This is a genomic window from Plantibacter elymi (nom. nud.) (assembly GCF_900177795.1).
Classification (GTDB): Bacteria; Actinomycetota; Actinomycetes; order Actinomycetales; family Microbacteriaceae; genus Plantibacter; species Plantibacter elymi.
Map to the genome: position 1 here is coordinate 487,456 of NZ_FXWJ01000001.1, position 19,577 is coordinate 507,032.

23 protein-coding genes are annotated in these 19,577 nt (G+C 69.3%); 11 read left to right on the forward strand and 12 right to left on the reverse strand.

Translation table 11 applies throughout. The features are described from left to right. Positions 1-26: 26 nt before the first annotated feature. From CCK91_RS20115 to CCK91_RS19870, 3 genes are all read right to left on the reverse strand, one after another. A complete protein-coding gene (locus CCK91_RS20115; RefSeq protein ID WP_086472677.1) occupies positions 27-1,100 on the reverse strand; it encodes a GrpB family protein in 1,074 nt (357 codons plus the stop codon). An 85-nt stretch (positions 1,101-1,185) separates the two neighbouring features. Next, entirely contained in the window at positions 1,186-1,491 is a 306-nt protein-coding gene (locus tag CCK91_RS02285; protein ID WP_071261530.1) for a helix-turn-helix domain-containing protein, read from the reverse strand. A gap of 5 nt (positions 1,492-1,496) precedes the next feature. After that, positions 1,497-1,730: a type II toxin-antitoxin system RelE/ParE family toxin gene (locus tag CCK91_RS19870; RefSeq protein WP_369821869.1), complete on the reverse strand. Its 234-nt coding sequence runs from the start codon at positions 1,728-1,730 to the stop codon at positions 1,497-1,499. Between the two features lie 287 nt (positions 1,731-2,017). Here CCK91_RS19870 and CCK91_RS02295 point away from each other — a divergent pair, with 287 nt between their 5' ends. Continuing rightward, positions 2,018-2,602, forward strand: a complete 585-nt coding sequence (locus tag CCK91_RS02295) for an NADPH-dependent FMN reductase (RefSeq protein WP_086472678.1) — start codon at positions 2,018-2,020, stop codon at positions 2,600-2,602. Between the two features lie 114 nt (positions 2,603-2,716). Here CCK91_RS02295 and CCK91_RS02300 read toward each other — a convergent pair whose 3' ends face one another. Beyond that, positions 2,717-3,832: a zinc-binding alcohol dehydrogenase family protein gene (locus CCK91_RS02300; RefSeq protein WP_086472679.1), complete on the reverse strand. Its 1,116-nt coding sequence runs from the start codon at positions 3,830-3,832 to the stop codon at positions 2,717-2,719. 113 nt (positions 3,833-3,945) lie between these two features. On the opposite strand from CCK91_RS02300, the gene CCK91_RS02305 reads away from it, so the two are divergent. Together CCK91_RS02305 and CCK91_RS02310 are read left to right on the forward strand one after the other, a co-directional pair. Further along, complete coding sequence (locus CCK91_RS02305; protein ID WP_086472680.1) at positions 3,946-4,512, forward strand: TetR family transcriptional regulator; 567 nt, start codon at positions 3,946-3,948, stop codon at positions 4,510-4,512. Between the two features lie 83 nt (positions 4,513-4,595). Next, positions 4,596-4,994, forward strand: a complete 399-nt coding sequence (locus tag CCK91_RS02310) for a VOC family protein (protein ID WP_085511268.1) — start codon at positions 4,596-4,598, stop codon at positions 4,992-4,994. Here the strand turns inward: CCK91_RS02310 and CCK91_RS02315 are convergent. Both CCK91_RS02315 and CCK91_RS02320 read right to left on the reverse strand, forming a co-directional pair. After that, positions 4,970-5,653: a helix-turn-helix transcriptional regulator gene (locus CCK91_RS02315; protein WP_086472681.1), complete on the reverse strand. Its 684-nt coding sequence runs from the start codon at positions 5,651-5,653 to the stop codon at positions 4,970-4,972. The genes CCK91_RS02310 and CCK91_RS02315 overlap by 25 nt on opposite strands. A 118-nt stretch (positions 5,654-5,771) precedes the next feature. Then, positions 5,772-6,101, reverse strand: a complete 330-nt coding sequence (locus tag CCK91_RS02320; protein ID WP_086472682.1) for a hypothetical protein — start codon at positions 6,099-6,101, stop codon at positions 5,772-5,774. A gap of 73 nt (positions 6,102-6,174) precedes the next feature. Between CCK91_RS02320 and CCK91_RS02325 the strand changes: the two genes are divergently transcribed. Next, positions 6,175-6,774 (forward strand): hypothetical protein, encoded by a 600-nt coding sequence (locus tag CCK91_RS02325; protein WP_133059913.1) that lies wholly within the window; start codon positions 6,175-6,177, stop codon positions 6,772-6,774. Positions 6,775-6,803: 29 nt separating this feature from the next. Here the strand turns inward: CCK91_RS02325 and CCK91_RS19775 are convergent, their stop codons facing one another. Both CCK91_RS19775 and CCK91_RS02335 read right to left on the reverse strand, forming a co-directional pair. Further along, the gene (locus CCK91_RS19775; protein ID WP_207568163.1) at positions 6,804-7,085 is read right to left on the reverse strand and encodes a hypothetical protein; all 282 of its coding nucleotides are present in this window, start codon (positions 7,083-7,085) and stop codon (positions 6,804-6,806) included. Positions 7,086-7,155: 70 nt separating this feature from the next. After that, a complete protein-coding gene (locus CCK91_RS02335; RefSeq protein ID WP_086472685.1) occupies positions 7,156-8,202 on the reverse strand; it encodes a LacI family DNA-binding transcriptional regulator in 1,047 nt (348 codons plus the stop codon). Positions 8,203-8,361: 159 nt separating this feature from the next. On the opposite strand from CCK91_RS02335, the gene CCK91_RS02340 reads away from it, so the two are divergent. The 5 genes from CCK91_RS02340 to CCK91_RS02360 all read left to right on the forward strand — a co-directional run bounded on the left by CCK91_RS02340 (position 8,362) and on the right by CCK91_RS02360 (position 14,267). Then, positions 8,362-9,657 (forward strand): ABC transporter substrate-binding protein, encoded by a 1,296-nt coding sequence (locus CCK91_RS02340; protein ID WP_086472686.1) that lies wholly within the window; start codon positions 8,362-8,364, stop codon positions 9,655-9,657. Between the two features lie 75 nt (positions 9,658-9,732). Next, on the forward strand, positions 9,733-10,650 hold the full coding sequence (locus CCK91_RS02345; protein WP_086472687.1) for a carbohydrate ABC transporter permease: 918 nt from the start codon (positions 9,733-9,735) through the stop codon (positions 10,648-10,650). 2 nt (positions 10,651-10,652) lie between these two features. Next, positions 10,653-11,576 (forward strand): carbohydrate ABC transporter permease, encoded by a 924-nt coding sequence (locus CCK91_RS02350; RefSeq protein ID WP_369821867.1) that lies wholly within the window; start codon positions 10,653-10,655, stop codon positions 11,574-11,576. A 2-nt stretch (positions 11,577-11,578) separates the two neighbouring features. Continuing rightward, a complete protein-coding gene (locus CCK91_RS02355; RefSeq protein ID WP_086472688.1) occupies positions 11,579-13,549 on the forward strand; it encodes a glycoside hydrolase family 127 protein in 1,971 nt (656 codons plus the stop codon). 52 nt (positions 13,550-13,601) lie between these two features. Continuing rightward, positions 13,602-14,267, forward strand: a complete 666-nt coding sequence (locus CCK91_RS02360; RefSeq protein WP_119863536.1) for a DUF805 domain-containing protein — start codon at positions 13,602-13,604, stop codon at positions 14,265-14,267. Between the two features lie 18 nt (positions 14,268-14,285). Here CCK91_RS02360 and CCK91_RS02365 read toward each other — a convergent pair whose 3' ends face one another. Next, entirely contained in the window at positions 14,286-15,545 is a 1,260-nt protein-coding gene (locus CCK91_RS02365; RefSeq protein ID WP_086472690.1) for an RNA polymerase sigma factor, read from the reverse strand. A gap of 22 nt (positions 15,546-15,567) precedes the next feature. Then, positions 15,568-16,011: a YciI family protein gene (locus CCK91_RS02370; protein WP_086472691.1), complete on the reverse strand. Its 444-nt coding sequence runs from the start codon at positions 16,009-16,011 to the stop codon at positions 15,568-15,570. A gap of 214 nt (positions 16,012-16,225) precedes the next feature. On the opposite strand from CCK91_RS02370, the gene CCK91_RS02375 reads away from it, so the two are divergent. Further along, positions 16,226-16,429, forward strand: coding sequence for a three-helix bundle dimerization domain-containing protein (locus CCK91_RS02375; protein WP_086472692.1), 204 nt, complete (start codon positions 16,226-16,228; stop codon positions 16,427-16,429). Between the two features lie 8 nt (positions 16,430-16,437). On the opposite strand, the gene CCK91_RS02380 is transcribed toward CCK91_RS02375, so the two are convergent. Next, on the reverse strand, positions 16,438-16,638 hold the full coding sequence (locus CCK91_RS02380; RefSeq protein ID WP_086472693.1) for a hypothetical protein: 201 nt from the start codon (positions 16,636-16,638) through the stop codon (positions 16,438-16,440). 188 nt (positions 16,639-16,826) lie between these two features. Here CCK91_RS02380 and CCK91_RS02385 point away from each other — a divergent pair, with 188 nt between their 5' ends. Next, positions 16,827-17,627, forward strand: a complete 801-nt coding sequence (locus CCK91_RS02385; protein WP_086472694.1) for a sugar phosphate isomerase/epimerase family protein — start codon at positions 16,827-16,829, stop codon at positions 17,625-17,627. Between the two features lie 586 nt (positions 17,628-18,213). Here the strand turns inward: CCK91_RS02385 and CCK91_RS02390 are convergent. Then, complete coding sequence (locus CCK91_RS02390) at positions 18,214-19,503, reverse strand: HNH endonuclease signature motif containing protein (protein ID WP_086472695.1); 1,290 nt, start codon at positions 19,501-19,503, stop codon at positions 18,214-18,216. Between the last annotated feature and the right edge of the window lie 74 nt (positions 19,504-19,577).

Consider the following 19,577-nt stretch of genomic DNA (forward strand, 5'->3'; position numbering starts at 1 on the left):
GCCGAAATCGTGCAGATTCGGGCGAATCAGCGGCTCAGGGCTGCGCGCGCCCGCGCCTTGATCGCGAGGATGACCTCGGTCTTCGCATCGGCGTAGTCGTTCATGTCGTTCCAGGACCGACCGAGCAGCTCCCGCTTGGTGCGTTCGTACAGCGCGCGGTCGTCGGCGTCGGAACGCAGATGGTCGCGGAGGAGGAGGTACTCGTCGATCTCCGGGGCGCCCTGCTCGTAGAGGTGCACGTGGACGTCGCGCTCCGGCGTCCGGACCATCCGATGGCGGGGTTCACGGACGCGCAGCACGTAGCCGGCGGTGAGCAGGGGGTCGAGGTAGTCCTCCTCCGCCGTGATGTCCTCGACGGCGACCACGAGGTCGACGATCGGCTTCGCCGCGAGTCCGGGCACCGAGGTCGAGCCGATGTGCTCGATCGCGACGGCGCTCGCGCCGATCGCGTCGAGGATGCGCTGTCGGTGCTCGAGGTACCGTTCGGGCCACTCCGGGTCGGCGTCGTGCAACTCGACCCGGACCGGCTCGGGGCCGCCGACGAGTTCGAGCGTCGTGACGTCCCGGCGGCAGGGTCGTCGGAGCAAGCCGTTCTGGATGGCGCGGATGTTGTCTCCGAGCACCCCCGAAGCCAGCAGTCCGGTGCCGAGCGGCCCTGACGGATCGGTGCCGAGTGCCGGCAGGAGGCGCAGTGCCGTGCGGGCCGGGTCGCTCAGGTGCTCGAGCTGCCAGGCGATCTCGGTCGTGCCGGCTCCGGCCTGATGCAACTCGGCGGCCTTCGCCGCGTAGGCGGCGGCGCCGAGCGCGTGGGCGCCCATGTGCGCGACACCTGATGCCTGCCCGGCCGACCACGCGGCGGCTTTGGCGGCGGTCGAGGTCACCACCTGCGAGGCCTGGTTGGCGACGAAGCGTCGGCGGATCTCCCCGGCGGTGTCGAGTTCGCCACTCGCGTACGCCCGGGCGCGGGCGATCGCGTCACGCGGACGATCGTCGTCCGGGGCCTCCGCTTCGAACAGCGGCAGCACCCGCTCGGCGCAATCGGCGGCCCACGAGGCGACCAGACGGCGGTCGGCTTCACTGAGGGACTGCGGCGAGAGCATGCTCCACCCTCGCACACCCGCCGGGCCTACCGTGGGGTGTCACCGGTTACGGCGATTGGGCCGCGAAGCGCTGGGGCCTCCTCCGTCAGGCGACCTGGACGCGCTGGTCGCCAGAGACGTACTCGATGACCAAGCCGCCGCCGACGGCCTCGAGGTACTTCCGGATCGTGCCGATCTTCGCGTTGTCGAGGTCTCCATGCTCGATCTTGGAGACCTGGCGCTGTCCGACACCGATGCGCTCGGCAAGCTGAATCTGCGTCAGACCCATTGCTTCACGCAGTTCCCGCAGCTGATGCGCTCGGATCTCACCAAGCATCCGGGTTTTGTGGGCATCCACGCGTTCGCGGTCGACAGGGCGCTCCGCGAGAAGCTGCTCACGTGTCAGAGCCATGATGCTCACTCTCCTTCGGACTTCATTCGTTGTACGTGGGCGTCGAACAAATCGTCTGCGACGGGAATGTTCTTCGTGTACCAGGACTTCCAGTTGTCGGCTTTGTCGCCGGCCACGAGCAGAATCGCCTGCCGCCGAGGATCGAAGGCGAACAGTATCCGCAGTTCGGATCGCCCTGACGAGCCTGGCCGCAGCTCTTTCATGTTCTTGTGTCTGGAAGCCTTCACCGTGTCTACGATCGGACGACCAGTTGCGGGCCGCGCTCCTCGAGCAGCTCGATCGCGGCGATGACCTGCTCGTAGGAATCCGAGTCGAGAGACGTCAACCAATGTTGTATCGGTTCGAGGTCCACGCTCCACACGGGTTCAGTGTAGACCCTACAAGGTCTACGTGCAATGCATGCCGCGCCTGGCGGCGTGACGGACGAGACGGCGGTCGGCTTCACTGAGGGACTGCGGCGAGAGCATGTTCCACCCTCGCACACCCGGTGCGCTCGGGGCGTGGGCAGGCGGGTTAGCGTAGAGGGATGGTCGCCTTGAACCTGCCCGTGATCTCCTGCAGCCTCGATCCGGCGAGTCGGAGCCGGACCCTCGCTTCGGCGAGCAGCGAGCTGCTGCGCGAGCAGGGTCATGACTCGTCCGTCATCGATCTGGCCGAGATGGAACTGCCGCCGTTCGACAACGACCGGGTCTTCGCGACCCCTGCGTTCCGTCGGCTGCATGCGTTGATCACGGCTGCCGACGGCGTCGTCCTCGCCTTCCCGGTCTACAACTGGGCACCGGCCGCGACGGTGAAGTCGCTCATCGAGGCGACCGGCGCGACCGGTGAGGACGGCAGGGTCGCCGCCTGGTTCGACAAGGTCGTGACCTTCGTCTGCGCCGCCGGCCTGCCGCACAGCTACATGGCGACGGCCACGCTCGGGCAGTCGCTCATGCTGGACTTCAAGTGCGTCATCAACCCGTACACGGCCTACCTGTCGGAGCGGGACTGGGAGCGTCCCGAAGTGCTGAAGGCGGACCGCGCCGAACGTCTCGCCAAGACGATGACCGTGCACGCGGAGCTGTCGGCGCTCCTCGCCGAGCGGAGCTACCGCTCGACCTGGGAGGTTTGAGACCTGGTCTCGCCAAGACGATGAGCGTGCACGCGGAGCTGTCGGCGCTCCTCGCCGTGCGGAACTACCGCTCGGTCTGGGAGGTGTGAGGGCGGAGCGTCACGGTCCCGCGCCTCACAACCGCACGACGAGCTTGCGGGCTGAGACGCCGCCATGGAGTCGGTCGAGGGCCGGCTGGATCGCCTCGAGGCCGTCGCCGACCACCTCGGGGGCTGGCGCGCAGACGTATCGTCCGCCGGCGAGCGCGCCCGGCAGGTAGTCCTCCCACAGCATCGGCCCGACCTCGTTGGTCATGAGCGAGCTGCCCCACACGTACCGCGCTGAGATCCCCGCCCGACGGGCACGGACCTGGAGCGCGATGTTGGCCGCGACGAGTCGGGTCATGGTGCGGACGAACGTCAGACTCGGGCCGGCCCGACGAGGCAGCGACCCGAACGACACCGACGGGCTCGCGAGTGCGACGCGGCGTGCCCCGGTGGCGGCGGCGACGGCGACGGCTGGTTCTGCGGAGCCGGTCCCGACGGCGAGGACGCCGACGACCGAGGAGCCACGGAGGGCGTCGACCAGATCCGTCACGACGGTCGGGCTGCGGTAGTCGAACACGAGGTCGGCACCGAGCTCGCGCATCCGGTCGTGGTTGTGCGGCGAGGCGGTCGTCGCGACCCGGTGGCCGGATGCGACCGCGAGCTGGATGGCGTTGCTGCCGACGCTCGTGGCGCCGCCCCAGACGACGACGGTCGTCCCGGTGGGGGTGGGGTGCTCCGCGGGGTGCGGGAGCGCGAGGTGGTCGCGTTGGAAGAGGGCGGTCGCGGCCGTGGAGATCCCGAGCGGCAGGACGACGGCGTCCTCGTCTCGCAGACCGTCCGGGATCGGGGCAGCCAGGTCCGTCCGCACGACGGTGAACTGCTGGAACCCGCCCTCAGCTGCATGCCGCCGACCGCGCTCCATGCCGACGGCGTAGGCCACGACGCGGTCGCCGACCGCGAAGCGACGGACGCCCGGCCCGACGGCCACGACCTCGCCCGCGACGTCCTCACCGAGCACGGCGGGCACCGGCAGCCACCGGTACATGAGGTTCCCGGTCCGCTGCTTGACGTCGTCGAGCGGGTTCACCGCGACCGCTCGGTTCCGGATGAGGAGTTCGCCCGGGCCGGGTTCGTGCATCGCGGCCGGACCGACGACGAGGTCCGCGCGGGGTGCTGGCAGCCAGGCTGCGGTGTTCGTTGGCATGTGGGCTCCCCGTGAAGTGATTGCTGGAGGGTGATGATGACACGACATGCCATCAGGGCTCCGTCATCACTGTACACCTGACGACACGACGTGTCATCGGCTATCCTGATCGCATGGCACGCTGGGCTCCCGACGCCGCTCTCCGACTCGAGAGCGCTGCGATGGCGCTCTTCGCCGAGCGGGGCTTCACGGTGACGACCGTCCCGGAGATCGCCGAAGCCGCCGGGCTCACCACCCGCACGTTCTTCCGTCACTTCGCCGACAAGCGTGACGTGCTCTTCCTCCGCGAGCGCGAGCTCCCGACGGTGGTCGGACGGCTGGTAGCCGTGGCGCCACCAGGACTCGACGCGCTCGCGCTCGTGATGTCCGGCCTCGAGACCGTGGCCGCCGGCGAGCTGCAGCGCTGGCGGGACGACATCGCCGCCCGCCGCGCCATCATCCGGTCGGAACCGCAGCTGCGGGAGCGGGAACGGCTGAAGTCGGCGGTCCTCACCGACGCGATGCGCGATGCCCTCATGGAGAGTGGTGTCACGTCAGCCGACGCGGCGCTCGCCGCCTCCATCGGTTCGGCGCTCTTCGACGCCTCCCTCGAGCAGTGGCTCGCCGGACCGGACGACGTGCTCCTCGTCGACGTGCTCCGCGGGATGCGCTCCCGCCTCGGCGACCTCGCGGGTCGCTGACCGAGCAGACCGGGAACCGGTCGCGCGCGCAGCGTGGCCGTTCTGTTCACGACCCCGTCGTCGCCCGGTCGTACGGTGAGACCATGACACTGAGACTCGGCTTCATCGGCATCGTGACGAACGACATGGCGGCCTCACTCGCCTTCTACCGCGCACTCGGAGTGCCCATCGAGCCCGGTCAGGACGACGCTCCCCACGTGGATGCACTCCTGGACGGAGGGGTGGCGCTCGCATGGGACACGGTCGAGACGATCCGCGGTTTCGACCCGACCTTCGTTCCGGCGTCCGGCGGCCACCGGATCGCCCTCGCCTTCGACCAGGGGAGTCCGGCTGCCGTCGACGCCACCTTCGCCACGCTCGTCGATGCCGGGTACGCCGGGCACGTCGAGCCCTGGGATGCCGTGTGGGGCCAGCGGTACGCGACCCTCCTCGACCCGGACGGGAACTCGGTCGACCTCTACGCCGCGCTCGCCGCGAACTGAGCGGGGCTCGAGCCGACGAGGCGCCTGAACTCGCGGGAGAGGTGGGGTTGGTCGGCATAGCCCGCCGATGCGGCGACGTCGGCGATCGACGAGCCCGAGCGGAGCAGTGATCGAGCGTGATGTGCGCGATCGAGGCGCACGAGCGTGGCGTAGCCGTATCCGAAGCTGGCGAGCATCCGCCGCCGGAAGGACCGTTCGGAGCCGCTCAGCGTCGCGGCGACGTCACGCGCCGGCGTCGCCTCGGACGCCGCTCGGCGGACGGCGTCCGACCAGCGACTCGCTTCGGCCAGCTGGGCTGCGAACGTCGCGAGCGTACCGATCGGGGCGGGTCCGGCTTCGAATGGGATCATCGCCTCGCGCAGCCGTGCCGCGGTCCGACGATCGGTGACGTCGACGAGTGGTACGAGCTGGTCCGCGATCGCTGCGAGATCGAGGCCGAGCAGGAGCCTGGCCCGCCCCGGCTGCATCCTGAAGCCGAACGACCCGGCGGCCCCGTCGGGACCGGTGGCGAGCCACCGTGTCGACGGTCCGGCAACCTCGACCCGGCCGTCGCGGAGGATCAGGTCGACGCAGCCGTCGGCCGGGACGACCGCCCCGCCCGAGCCGTCTTCCGAGCGCCACAGCGCCTCGCCGGAGAGGAGGACACGCTCGGAGTACACCTGCCCAGTGTCTCAATCGGCGCGCGATGGTGTCGACACCGATCGGGCCGATGTCGACCGACGACGGCGGTGGTCCGCCGCTCACCACCACCCGCTACGGCGATGGCGGCGCGGTCGGTCAGCGGTGTTCCGTCGAGGGCCGACCGCCCTGACCGACCGGCTGCTTCGGGAGCCCGACCTGCCACAGGATGAACGCCACCGCGCTGCAGACCGCGAGCGCGGCGCCGATGATCAGTGCAGCCGTGCCGGTGGAGGCGAGCCAGTCGTGGTGGCTGATCCAGCCGGGATCGTCCTGCGGGAAGTCGAGGAACGACGCGTAGGTCGAGATGCTCACGACGCCTGCCGCAAGGAATGCCGCGCTCAGGACGGACGCGCACCAGGACAGCGTCAGCCAGACTCGGGCGTGGGTCGCGCCCGGGCGCGCTCGTGTGCCTCGCGATTCCCCCATGCAGCGAGGCTATCGCGACGCCGCGCCATGAGGTCGATCGATGGAGCGGCGTCCGATGGTCGAGGATGAGGGCATGTCGAAGCAGCAGTCGGGCCCGCAGAAGCACCGCGATCCCACCACCAACCCGTACCGGATGAGTCGACGGCGCATCACGACGTGGACTGGCGCGCTCATCGCCTCCGTCGTGCTGCTCGTCGTCGTCGCGGTCGTGTTGGGTGCCATCGGCGGCGACAGTGCCGAGTCCTGGGTCGCGATCGTCCTGTTCGTGGCGTTCGGCGTACCCGTCGCTGCGGCCGCCGTCTTGGGCGGGTTGGCGATCGCCTCATGGGGTTGGGTGGCCGGCACGGTGTTCGGTGTCGGGTGGCTGACGCTGCTCGTCGTCGTCGTGAACAACGGGTTCCATCTGCTCTTCGACGGTCAGGCCGTGGGGCCCGTGATCTATGACGAGGCGATCTGGCAGGTCGTCGGGGTCGCCGGCCTGGTCGTCGGCGGGGTGCTGTTCTTCGTCGCCGGCTGGGGGAGTGGGGTGCCGATGTGGATCGGTGGACCGGCAGGCGGCGTCGACGTCTCGCGCCGGAAGCGCTCGGGCGAGGGGGACGCGGTTGTGCCGCCATCGAAGCGCAAGCCGCGCACGAAGCCGAAGCGCCGCTCGAAGCAGCAGCGACGCCGCTGATCAGCCGAGGTGATCACGGAGTCGACCGGTCAGTCGCCGCCGCCCCCACCGCCCCCGTCTCCTCCGCCGCCGGAGTCGCCGCCACCGCCACCGTCCCAACCGCCGGAGTCGCTTCCGCCGTGGTGGCCGCCGCCGTGGTGACCGTCTCCATGGTGACCGTCGCCATCGACGATGAACGGCATGCCGGAGTCCGAAGTCGTACCCCCGCGATGCTTCGACGTGCCGGCACGCCGGGCCTGCACGGTGATCGTGACGACGATGACCGCGACGACGGCGAGGACCGCGATCATGATGACGGTTGAGCTGTCCATGGCTCGACCGTAGCGATGTCCGACGGCTGTCGCATCACCCGCGCGGCGAGTATCGGCCTCCGACCGGACTTCAGCGCCTCGGGATGGTGGAACCGCGGAGGACGAGGCGGCCCGGCAGGTACTCGACGCCGGGTGCGACGTCCGTGCCCTCGATCGCCTCGAAGATGCGCGTGGCAGCCAGCCGGCCGAGCTGCTGCAGGTTGGCGTCGATCGACGACAGTTCGGGGCGCGAGTTGGTCGCGAGGATCTCCCAGTTGTCGAAGCTGACGACGGCGACGTCGGTCGGGACGTCGCGCCCGAGGTCGCGGACGGTGTCGAGGACGCCGCGGGCGATCTGGTCGGAACCGGCGACGATGCCGTCGATCTCGGGGTGCTGCGCGAGCAGCATCGCCGCCGCATCCCGACCCCAGTGCTCGGTCCACTCCGAGAACATCGGTGTGCCGACGAGGTCCAGGCCCGCCGCGGCGAGGGCGTTCTGCACGCCCGTCACGCGGTCCCTGGCCGCCGCGTACTGCGGTTCACCCGTGATCATCGCGATGCGGGAACGCCCGCAGGCGATCAGGTGCTCGACGGCGAGACGCCCGCCGTCGCGGTTGTCGGGGGTGATCGACACGTCGGTCGGATCGTCGGAGGGCGCGTAGGCGTAGACGACCGGGACGGGCAGTTTGTGGCCGAGCGAGGGACGCGGGTCCGTCGTGCGGCCCACGACGATGATGCCGTCGACCCGTCGGGTGAGGAGGGCGTTCAGGTGATGCTGCTCGCGGATGGCGTCCCCGCGGGCGTCGCACAGGAACACGTTGACCTGCCCCGCGCCGAACGCGTCCTCGGCGCCCATGAGGATGGGGATGACGAAGCGGCCCTCGAGGTCGCTCGTCAGGAGTCCGACGGTGCCGGTGCGTCCGTTGATGAGGCTCCGGGCGAGTTCGTTGGGCGTGAAGGCGACCTCCTTGGCGGCGTCGAGCACCCGCTGCCGGGTCTTCGGGGCGACCTCGCTCCGTCCGTTGATGGCCTTCGAGGCGGTGGCCATGGAGACGCCTGCGATCCGGGCGACGTCGCCCAGGGTGGCCGCTCGGCCGGGGGTACCGGTCACCGAAGCGCCGACATCACTGTCTGGCATTGCTCCCCCTCTTCGTTTCCGAAACGTTACCGGATTTCGCTCTTGACGCTACACCGATCCCAGGCTAGCTTTACCGAAAGGCGTTTCGACAGTTTCGAAAACCTCCCATGCACCGCCGGGCCCGACCGGTCCGCTCAACGATGAGTCAGAGGAGTCACCATGCGCAGCACGCACACCAGACGGATGCAGCGGGTCGGAGGGGTGCTGGCCGCCAGCGCCCTCCTCGTCGGCCTCGCCGCCTGTTCCTCCGGGGGCGGCGGCAGTTCCCCGCTCGCCAGCGCCGGGCCCGAGGGCGTCGATGACGGCTCCGAGCTCACACTCTGGACCCGCGCCCCACTCGAGAAGCAGGCGAAGCTCCTCGTCGAGGCCTACAACGCCTCGCACGAGAACCAGGTGAAGCTCACCGTCGTGCCGAACGACGACTACGTCGCGAAGGTCGGTGCGGCGGCCGGTTCCGACAGCCTCCCCGACCTGTTCGCCGCCGACATCGTGTACGTCCCGAACTGGGTCGAACAGGGCCTGTTCCAGGACCTCACCGCGAACATCGACGGGCTCGACTTCAAGGACGAGATCAACCAGGGCCACCTCGCCGCCGGCACCGCGGACGGCAAGGAGCACGTCCTCCCGTTCGTGCTCGACCTCTCGATGTTGTTCTGGAACAAGGAGCTCTACAAGGAAGCCGGGCTCGACCCCGAGCAGGGCCCGACCACGCTGGCCGAGTTCGCCGAGGACGCGAAGGCCGTCCAGGCCCTCAACAAGCCCGACACCTACGGCACCGCGACCGGCCTCAACTGCGGCGGTTGCCTCGTCTTCACCTGGTTCCCCAGTGTGTGGGCCGACGGCGAGCAGGTCATGAACAAGGAGGGCACCGAGTCCCTCCTCGCCGAGGACGGCGCCAAGGAGGTCTACAGCACCTGGGCCGACCTCTGGAAGTCGGGCGCCGTGCTCCCGTCCTCGAAGGACGAGGCCGGACCCACCTGGACCGCCGGCTTCACCGAGGGCAAGGTCGGCGTCATGCCGTACCCGGCGACGCTGCTCTCCTCCACACCCTTCGACGTGGGTGTGTCCGGCATCCCCGGCCCGAAGGGCGGCGACTCGACCTTCGTCGGTGGCGACGGGATCGGCGTCTCGAAGGACAGCAAGAAGGCCGCACAGTCGTGGAACTTCCTCAGCTGGCTGATGTCCGAGGACGCGCAGGTCGGTGTCCTCGCGAAGGACAACGACGTCGTCTCCCGCTCCGACCTCGCCGAGAACGAGTACTCCAGTAAGGACCCGCGCCTCGTCACGATCAACGAGGTCGCCTCGAAGGGCGACACCCCGTACTCGCTGAACTTCCAGGAGGCCTTCAACTCGCCGACCAGCCCGTGGCTGACGCTCGTGCGGAACGCGGTCCTCGAGGGCACCGACACGGTCGACGCCGACAACGACGCGATCACGGACGTGCTCTCGCAGTAGTCCGATCCGCCGGTGCGCCGCCGCGTCCTCACCGCGACGGCGCACCGGCACCCACCCGTCTCGAAAGGTCCACCCATGAGTACCACCCTCGCCAGACGAGGCCCGACGGACTCGGTCGGTGCCCGGAAGCGCCGCGCAGCGCAGGCCCGCACCGGCTGGCTGTTCGCGCTCCCGACCGCCGTGTTCGTCATCCTCCTGTTCCTCGTCCCGCTGGGGCTCGTGTTCCAGATGGCGGCCTCGGACTGGCCGCTCCTCGGCGGCAACCAGGGTGTGAACTTCCCCGAGAACTTCCCGAAGGCGATCGACAACCGCTTCTTCCTCGACTCGGTCGTCTTCACGCTCAAGTACACGGCCATCGCGACCGTCCTGCTCATCGGCCTGGGGCTGGGCCTCGCGCTCCTCGTGCAGGAGTCCAGCCGGTGGAAGGGCTTCCTCCGCACCGCGTTCCTCATCCCGAGCGCCCTCGGCCTCGCCTCGGCGTCGCTCCTCTTCTACGTGCTGTACTCGCCGATCGCGGGGCCGTTCGCCGACCTCACGAAGGCCATGGGCTTCACCTTCCTCGGGACCCCGGACGCGGCGCTCTGGTCGACGGTGTTCCTCATCGTCTGGCGCTTCGCCGGCTTCTACATGCTGCTCATGCTCGTGGGCCTGCAGGGCATCCCGGAGGAGGTCTACGAGGCGGCGCGCATCGACGGCGCGTCACGCTGGCAGACCTTCCGCGACATCACCGTCCCGCTGCTCAAGCCGACCCTCGCCCTCACGACGGTGATGTGCGTCACGGGTTCGCTGCTCGCGTTCGAGCAGTTCTACATCCTCACCAAGGGCGGGCCCGACAACAGCACGATCACCATCGTGCAGCTCATCTACAACGTGGCGTTCCAGGGCCCGAACAACCTCGGCGTCGCCGGCGCGCTGTCGGTCATCGTGCTCGCCGCGCTCATCGTCATCAACATCGTGCAGATCCGCGCGTTCAGCAAGAAGGTCGAGGACTGAGCATGACCATCACCCGAAAGGAACCGGCCACCGTCACCTCGACGATGCCCGACGTCCGTGGTCACGGGCGCACGCGCGGCCGCGGACGCGACGGAAAGCCGACGAACTTCTTCGGTATCGCCATCCGGATGCCGTTCTGGATCTTCACCGCGGCGCTCGCCGTGATCTTCCTCTATCCGCTCGTCTGGACCGCCGTCCGCTCGGTGTCGCCGCTCGCCGGCACGAACCAGACCGAGGGGTGGGGGCTCGGTAACTACATCACCCTCGCCGGGTATCAGGACGGCATCCTGCAGTACATCGGCAACTCGCTGTTCGTCTCGCTGCTGACCGTGATCCTCACGCTCGTCATCTCGCTCTTCGGCGGGTACGCGTTCGCGAGGTTCCAGTTCCGCGGCAAGAACGCCCTGTTCCTCGCCACGATCGCGATCCTCATGGTCCCGTACGCGACGCTGCTCATCCCCCTGTACGTGCTCCTCAACCTGGTCGGGCTGTCGAACTCGCTCGTCGGCGTGGCGCTCGTGCTCACCATGTTCCAGCTGCCGTTCTCGACCTTCATGATGCGCATCGCGTTCGAGTCGATCCCGAAGGAGCTCGACGAGGCCGCGATGGTCGACGGCTGCACGTCTTGGAGCGTGCTGTGGAAGGTTCTCGTGCCGGCCGTGAAGCCGGGGCTGATCACGGTCGGCCTGTTCGCGTTCCTCGCGGCGTGGAACGACTTCATGGCGCCACTCATCCTCATCAACGACTCGGCGAAGATGACCCTGCCGCTCGCGGTCTCGAACCTGCGCGGCCAGGTCCAGGGCGTCGTCGACTACGGCGCGACCGAAGCCGGCGTCGTGGTCCTCGCGCTGCCGTGCATCCTCCTCTTCCTCATCCTCCAACGTCACTACGTGCGCGGCTTCATGTCCGGCGCATTCAAGGGGTAACCATGAGCACCACCACCACCAGCACCACGCCCACCACGTCGGCGACCGTCGCAGCCCCGGTCGTCCCCACCAGTGGCGCGCTCACGCCGCTCGGCCTCGACGAGGTGCGCATCACCGACGGCTTCTGGGCCGACCGCCAGCGGGTCAACGGCACGGCCACGCTGCCGCACGTCGAGCACTGGCTCGAGCGGGAGGGCTGGCTCCGCAACTTCGACCTCGCCGCCGCCGGCACGCTTCCCGAGGGCCGCCGCGGACGGGAGTTCGCCGACTCCGAGGTCTACAAGTACCTCGAGGCCGTCGCGTGGGAGCTCGGACGGCTCGGCGGTGACGAAGCGCTCGAGTCGCGGTTCCGCGCGATCGTCGACCGGGTCGCCGCCGCGCAGGAGGCCGACGGCTACCTCAACACCCGCTTCGGTCGCCCGGGTCAAGGTGAGCGCTGGTCGGACCTCGAGTGGGGACACGAGCTGTACTGCCTCGGCCATCTCTTCCAGGCGGCCGTCGCCCGGGAGCGGACGAGCCCTGGCTCCGACGACGGGCTCCTCGGGACCGCGACCCGGGCCGCGGACCTCATCTGCGAGGTCTTCGGCACCGACGGCATCCAGTCCGTGTGCGGGCATGCCGAGGTCGAGGTGGGCCTCGCGGAGCTGTCACGGGTGACGGGCGAGCCGCGCTATCTCGAACTCGCGTCGCTGTTCGTCGAGCGTCGCGGCACCGGCGTGCTCCAGGACATCGAGTGGGGCCGTGCGTACTTCCAGGACGACGTGCCGATCCGCGAGGCGGAGGCGTTGCGGGGCCACGCGGTCCGCGCGAACTACCTCGCGGCCGGGGCCACCGACATCGCGGTGGAGCACGGCGACGACGGCCTGCTCGACGCGCTCCGCGGCCAGTGGGACCGGACGATCGCCCGCCGCACCTACCTGACCGGCGGTCAAGGATCGCACCACCAGGACGAGGCGTTCGGCGAGGACTTCGAGCTGCCGTCCGACCGCGCCTACTCCGAGACCTGTGCCGGTATCGCGTCGATCATGTTCAGCTGGCGACTGCTGCTCGAAGACCGCGACGTCCGGTACGCCGACCACATCGAGCGCGTCCTCTACAACGTCGTCGCGACCTCGCCGTCGGCCGCCGGTACCGCGTTCTTCTACGCCAACACGCTGCACCAGCGCACGCCGGGGGAGTCGAGTCCAGACGACGAGGTGTCGCCGCGGGCGTCGTCCTCAGAGCGTGCGCCCTGGTTCGACGTGTCGTGCTGTCCACCGAACGTGGCGCGGACCCTCGCGAGCCTGGCGGCGTTCGTCGCCACGAGCGACGACCGCGGCGTGCAGATCCATCAGTTCGCATCGGCGACGATCGACACGGTCATCGGCGGCGAGCACGGCGGGCGGTTCCGGGCCGAGCTCGTGACGGACTACCCGCGGTCCGGTGTCGTCACCGTGCGCATCGTGGAGGCGCCGAGCGGACCGGTGACCGTCTCGCTCCGCGTGCCGTCGTGGGCTGATGACGCGGTGGTGACCGTCCGACCCGTCGACGGTGCATCCGTGGGCCGTGCCATCACCCCTGGCTACGCCGACGTCGAGCGGTCCTTCGTCCCCGGTGACGTCGTGGAGCTCACGTTCAGCATCCGTCCGCGGGTCACCCTGCCGGATCCCCGCGTGGACGCCATCCGTGGCAGCGTCGCGATCGAGCGCGGACCCGAGGTCTACTGCGTCGAGTCGGTGGACCTCCCGGGCGGTGACGAGGCGATCGCTCGCATCGAGGTGGGGGAGGGTGTCGTCCCCGTCGAGGACGCGGACGGTCGGCTGTCGATCGAGCTGCGCACCCGGAGTCTCGCCGACACCGCCTGGCCGTACGGCGATGCGTTCGCCGGGTCGGGACCCGATGAGACCTTCACAGCGAGCATCGCGCCGTACCATTCCTGGGCCGAGCGTGGGCCGTCCACGATGCGTGTCTGGATCCCGATCACCCGGGCGTGAGGGCGGAGCGCGTCATACTGGTGTCTCGTCGACCAGCGATCCGGAAGCAGCCATGACGTATCCTCCGAACCCTCAGGTCCCCTCCGGCCAGCCGCCGTACGGGCAGCCCCAGTACGGCCAACCACCCTACGGCCAGCCGCAGTACGGCCAGGCACCGTACGGTCAGCCGCAGTACATCGCGCCCCCGCCCAGGGGCGCCAGCTCGCCGGACGACCTGTCCCTGCCGCTCTACGGGGCGACGTTCCGCCAGGCGACCAAGCGGTTCTTCAAGCAGTACGCGAACTTCTCGGGTCGCGCGTCGCTCAGCGAGTACTGGTGGAGTTCGCTGCTCACGACGCTTCTGATGCTCATCCCGACGCTGCTGATCACCATCGGCGCGATCATGACCGCAGTCTCCGCGGCGACGGCTGCCGCGCAGGAGCAGGGGCTGTCCGGGAGCGAATACGACCTCGCGGACCCTGGACCCATGGGGTTCGGCGTGCGCGTCCTGCTCATCGTCGGCGTCGTACTGTTGCTCGTCGCCTGGGTGGCGCTCATCGTGCCGAGCCTGGCGATCGCCTGGCGGCGCCTGCACGATGCAGGGTTCCCCGGCCCGTACTATTTCCTCACCCTCGTGCCGTCTGTCGGGAGCATCATCGTCCTCGTCCTCATGCTGCTGCCGTCGAAGCCCGAGGGGCAGCGCTTCGATCGCCCCTCGCAGGTGTCGTCCGGACGCTGAGGTCGCAGGAGACGCGGTTCACTGCGGCAGTCCGGCGGCCTTCCGCAGCAGGACGTCGCGCTCACGGTCGTTCGCTGCGAGGTGCGCGGCGGTCAGGAGTTCCGAGCGGGCCTCCTCGGTGCGCCCCAGCCGTGCGAGCAGTTCGCCGCGGACGCTCGGGATGAGATGCGACCCCCGCAGCGACGCATCGTCGGCGAGGCCGTCGACGATGCGGAGCGCCGTCGCCGGGCCGGTCGCCATCGACACCGCGATCGCGCGGTTGAGTTCGACGACCGGATTGGGCGCGATCCGTCCGAGCGCCTCGTAGAGGATCACGATCTGCTCCCAGTCCGTCGCCGCCACACTGGGCGCGACCGAGTGGCACTGCGCGATGGCCGCCTGGAGCGCGTAGGCGCCGCGACCCCGGCCGAGGGCGTCGGCGCGGCTGAGTGCCGCCGACCCGCGAACGATCTGCGCCCGGTCCCAGCGCTCGCGGTGTTGGTCGGCGAGCAGGATGGCGGAGCCGTCGGGTGCGACGCGGGCGGCGAAGCGTGAGGCCTGGAACTCCATGAGGGCGACGAGCGCGTGCGCCTCCGGCTCGCGGGGGACGAGCGCAACCAACCGTCGACCCAGCCGCAGCGCTTCGTTCGCAAGGTCGGCGCGGATCCAGGTCGGTCCGCTCGTCGCCGCATACCCCTCGGTGAAGAGCAGGTAGACGACGCCGAGGACGGCCGACAGACGCCGGGGCCACTCGGCCGGGTCTGGCGCCTCGAAGTGGACGTTCGCCGCGGCGAGCGTCTTCTTCGCACGGGTGATCCTCGCCTGTACCGTCGGCACCGGGACGAGGAGCATCCGGGCGATCTCCTGGGTGGTGAGCCCGCTGACGACCCGCAGCGTCAGCGCCACCTGCGACTCCCGCGAGAGCACCGGGTGGCAGGCGGTGAAGACGAGCCGTAGGACGTCGTCCCCGATCGGCTCCCAGTCGAGGTCGCTCGCCTGCTCCAGGTCACGGGCGAGCGAGCGGTACCGCTCATCGAGTGCCGCTCGGCGTCGCCAGCCGTCGATCGCACGACGCTTGGCCACCATCGTCAGCCACGCACCCGGGTTGCGCGGCACGCCGTCGCGCGGCCACTGCTCGAGGGCCTCCAGCAGGGCCTCCTGAGCGAGGTCCTCCGCCAGACCGAGGTCGCCGGTCAGCTTCGTGAGGGTGGCGACGATCTGCGCGCTCTCGATCCGCCAGACGCTGTCGACGCTGCGGCGGGCGGCCGCATCGCCGGCCGTCACGTCGGTGTCGGTCATGTGCGTCTCGCGGCGGTCGTGCTCAGGCCGGGTCGGCCGCCGGCTTCGCCGCGCCCTCCTGCGCCCGCCACTCCTGCTCCTTCTGGAGGTACTCGTTGTCGGCGTGGTCGGCGAAGTCCGTCTCGTCGGTCACGCGGCGCACCTCGATCTTGTTGCCGGGGCCGAGCGGCGCACGGCCGGCCCACTCGATGGCCTCCTCGCGGGTGGCGACCTCGATGGTCCAGAACCCGTTGAAGAGTTCGTGGAGTTCGCCGTAGGGACCGTCGGTGACGATCGGGGCCTCGGTCGTGAACTCGACGACGGCGCCCTGCGCGGCGTCGGTGAGGCCGTCGCCGCCGACCATCACTCCGGCGTTGATCATCGACTCGTTGTAGGCGCCCATCGCATTGATGACCGCTTCGAAGTCCATGTCCTCGAACTTCTCGACGGACCCGCTGTTGCGCATGATGAGCATGTATTTCGACATCGTCTTCTCCTGTCGTCAGGGGCGCTGATCGCCCGCCTCACTCTGACGTCGAACGGCGAACACGGAAATCGACATCGCGGTCAGAATATCCTCGGCGGGTGCCCGACGGGGAGGGTGAACGGATCGCGGCGGCCAGGTGTCCGGCCGGAGAACAGCGGCGGACGGAAGTCGCGATTCACAGCCCAGGCAACAACTGTGGGTTGATACTGAGTCCATGGCAACTGAGATCGACCACGAAGAGATCATCCGTCAGCTCACTGCGAAGCTGAGCGAGAAGTACTCGGGGGTCGATTCCGCTCGGATCGGCGAGCTCGTGCGCGAAGAGGTCAACGCACTCGCCGAGCGTCCGGTCCAGGACTACGTGACCGTCCTCGCCGAGCGTGCGGTCAAGAAGTCGCTCAAGCGCTCCGAGAAGTGACGGTCCCGCTACCGGTCGGATGACGGCCGATCGGGTCTGCTCGTCAGTGCCTCGATCGAGACCACGATGACGATGCAGATGACGAGCAGGGTGAACACGTTCGGGTTCAGGGTCAGTCCGTAGACGACCACAGCGATCAGGACGAGGACGCCGATGATGACGAAGGCGCGCAGCGGTGATCTCCGCTTCGTCCGGTTCGGGTCTGACATGGTGCCCCTCGCTGGTGGTCGGTCGAATCTCCAGACTATGAGTACCCCGGCGACCCGCACATCCAGTCTCTGTCGATAGACTCACCTCGGGTACTTTTGTCGAGTAGTCGACAGAAGCGGTTCCGTGCCGTGGGAGACACGCGGGGAAGCGCCCGTCGGTGCCCGCCCGAAGCTACGAAGGAGTACCCATGAGCGCACCGTCCGTGCAGCTGTACACCGTCCGCGACGCCATCGCCGAGGACCTGCAGGGCGCCGTCGCCCGCATCGCCGAGATCGGCTTCACGAAGGTCGAGCCCTACGCGTTCGTCGAGCGCGCGGCCGAGTTCGAGACCGCCTTCGCCGCCGCTGGTGTCACGGCTCCGTCCGGGCACGCGCCCGTCATCGATGCCGCCGACCCGGCGGTCGCGTTCGACGCGGCGTCGCGGCTCGGGATCGGAACGGTCATCGACCCGTTCATCCCCACCGACCGCTGGCAGACCGCCGACGACGCGGCACGTCTCGCCGAGCGCGTCAACGAGCTCGCCGTCCAGGCGGCGGCGTCCGGCCTGAAGTTCGGGTACCACAACCACAACTGGGAGTTCTCGACCCACGTCGACGGGCGCCCGATCTTCGAGCTCTTCGTCGAGCAGCTGTCGCCCGACGTCGTCCTCGAGATCGACACCTTCTGGTCGACGGTCGGCGGGGCGGACACCCCAGCGTTCCTCCGTTCGCTCGGTGTCCGCGTGCAGTTCCTGCACATCAAGGACGGCATCATCTCCGGTGACATCGCCACCGCACTGCCGAGCAGCGAGAGCGCGCTCGTCGTGCCCGACGCGCTCGCCCAGGCGTTCGCGAACCAGCAGCCCGCGGGTCAGGGTCAGGTCGACATCCCGGCGATCCTCGCTGCCGCACCGCACGCGACCCGTGTCGTGGAGTTCGACGGCTACAGCAAGGAGATCTTCGGCGGCGTCGCAGAGTCCTACGCCTGGCTCGCCGAGAACGACAAGTAGGCGCGCACCTCGACAGGCTCGGTGAGTGGGACGCCCGTTCCCTGTGCTGCGCCGCACTGAGCCTGTCGAAGTGTCGAAGGGCCCACGCGGAGTTGTTCTGTGGCCGTGGATGTGTGCTCGGGGCACTTCGACAAGCTCAGTGACCGAGGTCGGTTCGGTGAGCGGGGTGCCCGTTCCCTGAGCCTGTCGAAGGGCCCACGGGGAGTCGTTCTGTGGCCGTGGACGTGTGCTCGGGGGCACTTCGACAAGCTCAGTGACCGAGGTTGGCTCAGTGACCGAGGTCGGCTCAGGGACCGAGATTGGCTCGGTGGGTGGGGCGCCCGTTCCCTGAGCCTGTCGAAGGGCCCACGGGGAGTCGTTCTGTGGCCGTGGACGTGTGCTCGGGGCACTTCGACAAGCTCAGTGACCGAGGTCGGTTCGGAGACCGAGGTTGGCTCGGTGACCGAGGTTGGCTCGGTGAGCGGGAGGCCCGTTCCCTGAGCCTGTCGAAGGGCCCACGGTGTGGCGTGTTCTGGCCGTGGACGTGTGCTCGGGGGCACTTCGACAAGCTCAGTGACCGAGGTTGGCTCGGAGACCGCGCACGCACTCAGAACGGCGGGACCGCTTCCGGTTCCGTGCGGTGTCGCTTGCCGTCGGGCGTGGTCCAGTCGAGGACGCCATCGGGTCGATGGTCGAGTGACCACCCGGGCAGGTGCTTCAGTCGGTGGTGATGTCGGCAGACGCACGCCAGGTTGCCGACACTCGTCGTGCCGCCGTCGGCCCAGGCGACGGAATGGTCGAGATCGCACGCCCGAGCCCGTCTCCCGCAACCCGGTGCGCGACACGTGACGTCTCGTAGGCGGACCGCCCGTTGCAGATCCGCCGGCACGCGGTACTGCTGCCGCCCGACCGAGACGACAGCGCTCGTCTCCGGGTGGGTGAGCACCCTCGTCATCGAGGGCGCGTTGACCGCGAGCCGCGCCGCGGTCTCGGGGTCGATCGGGCCGTAGCCGTCGAGGATCGCCGGGGCCTCGTTGACTCCCAGGAGGCTGAGCACGGGCACGGTGAGGTTCACCGTGGGCTGGATGTCGTCGAGCACCTCCACCGGCCGGGCGATCGGCGACCGCCGGCCCTGGTGGTCGGTCTGGTCGGCAGTGGTGACGCCGCTGATGCAGAGCGAGCCGAGTGCGTCGGCGCGCAGCTGCTGACAGGTGCGGTCGTCGTCCGTCAGGTGGGCTGCACCGACGAGTGCGTCGAGTCGTTCTCCGATCGCGACGGCGACGGGTGCCGTGGTGAACAGGTGCACCCATGCCATGCCGTCTGCCGAGGGCTCGATCTCCACCCGTCGGTCGGCCTCCGACCGCGCCGCCCGCACGGTGATGGACTCCGGGTGCAGTCGCTCGCGGAGGGTACGGGCCTGATGCTGCAGCCGTGCGACGGTCGACTGCTCCGCGATGGGGAGGACCGTCTCGAGGAACGCGGCTTGGCCGTGCGTCGGGATGTCTTGGAGCTGATCGGTGATGGTCCGCGCGTGCCGGCTCGAGATGCGGCCGTCCTCCAATGCACGGAGGACATCCGGGGCATCGGCGACGAGCCGTTCGGCATCTCCGGTGGCTCGTTGCACGGTCGGCTCGGAGGCACGTGTCGCCATGGCGAGCGTTGCACAGGTGGAGCGACGGATGAGCGCCTTCCGCTGTGCGGGCGTCTCATCGTGCGACACGAGACTGTCCGCCATGGCGTCGGCCAGGGCTGCCGACCTGGCGAGGAGACGAGCCCCCCGGGCGTCGAGCGCGGCACGCTCGCGCGCGATGGCGGTGAACTCGTCGGACAATTCCGCGAGGCGCTCTTCGAAGACGTCCACCGCGCGCAGCGGGAGCGTGGTGGAGGTCTCGGTCATGACTTCAGTCCACCACCGACCACTGAAATTCGAGATGATCAGTAGCGACGTCGTGAGAAGCTCGGTGACCGAGC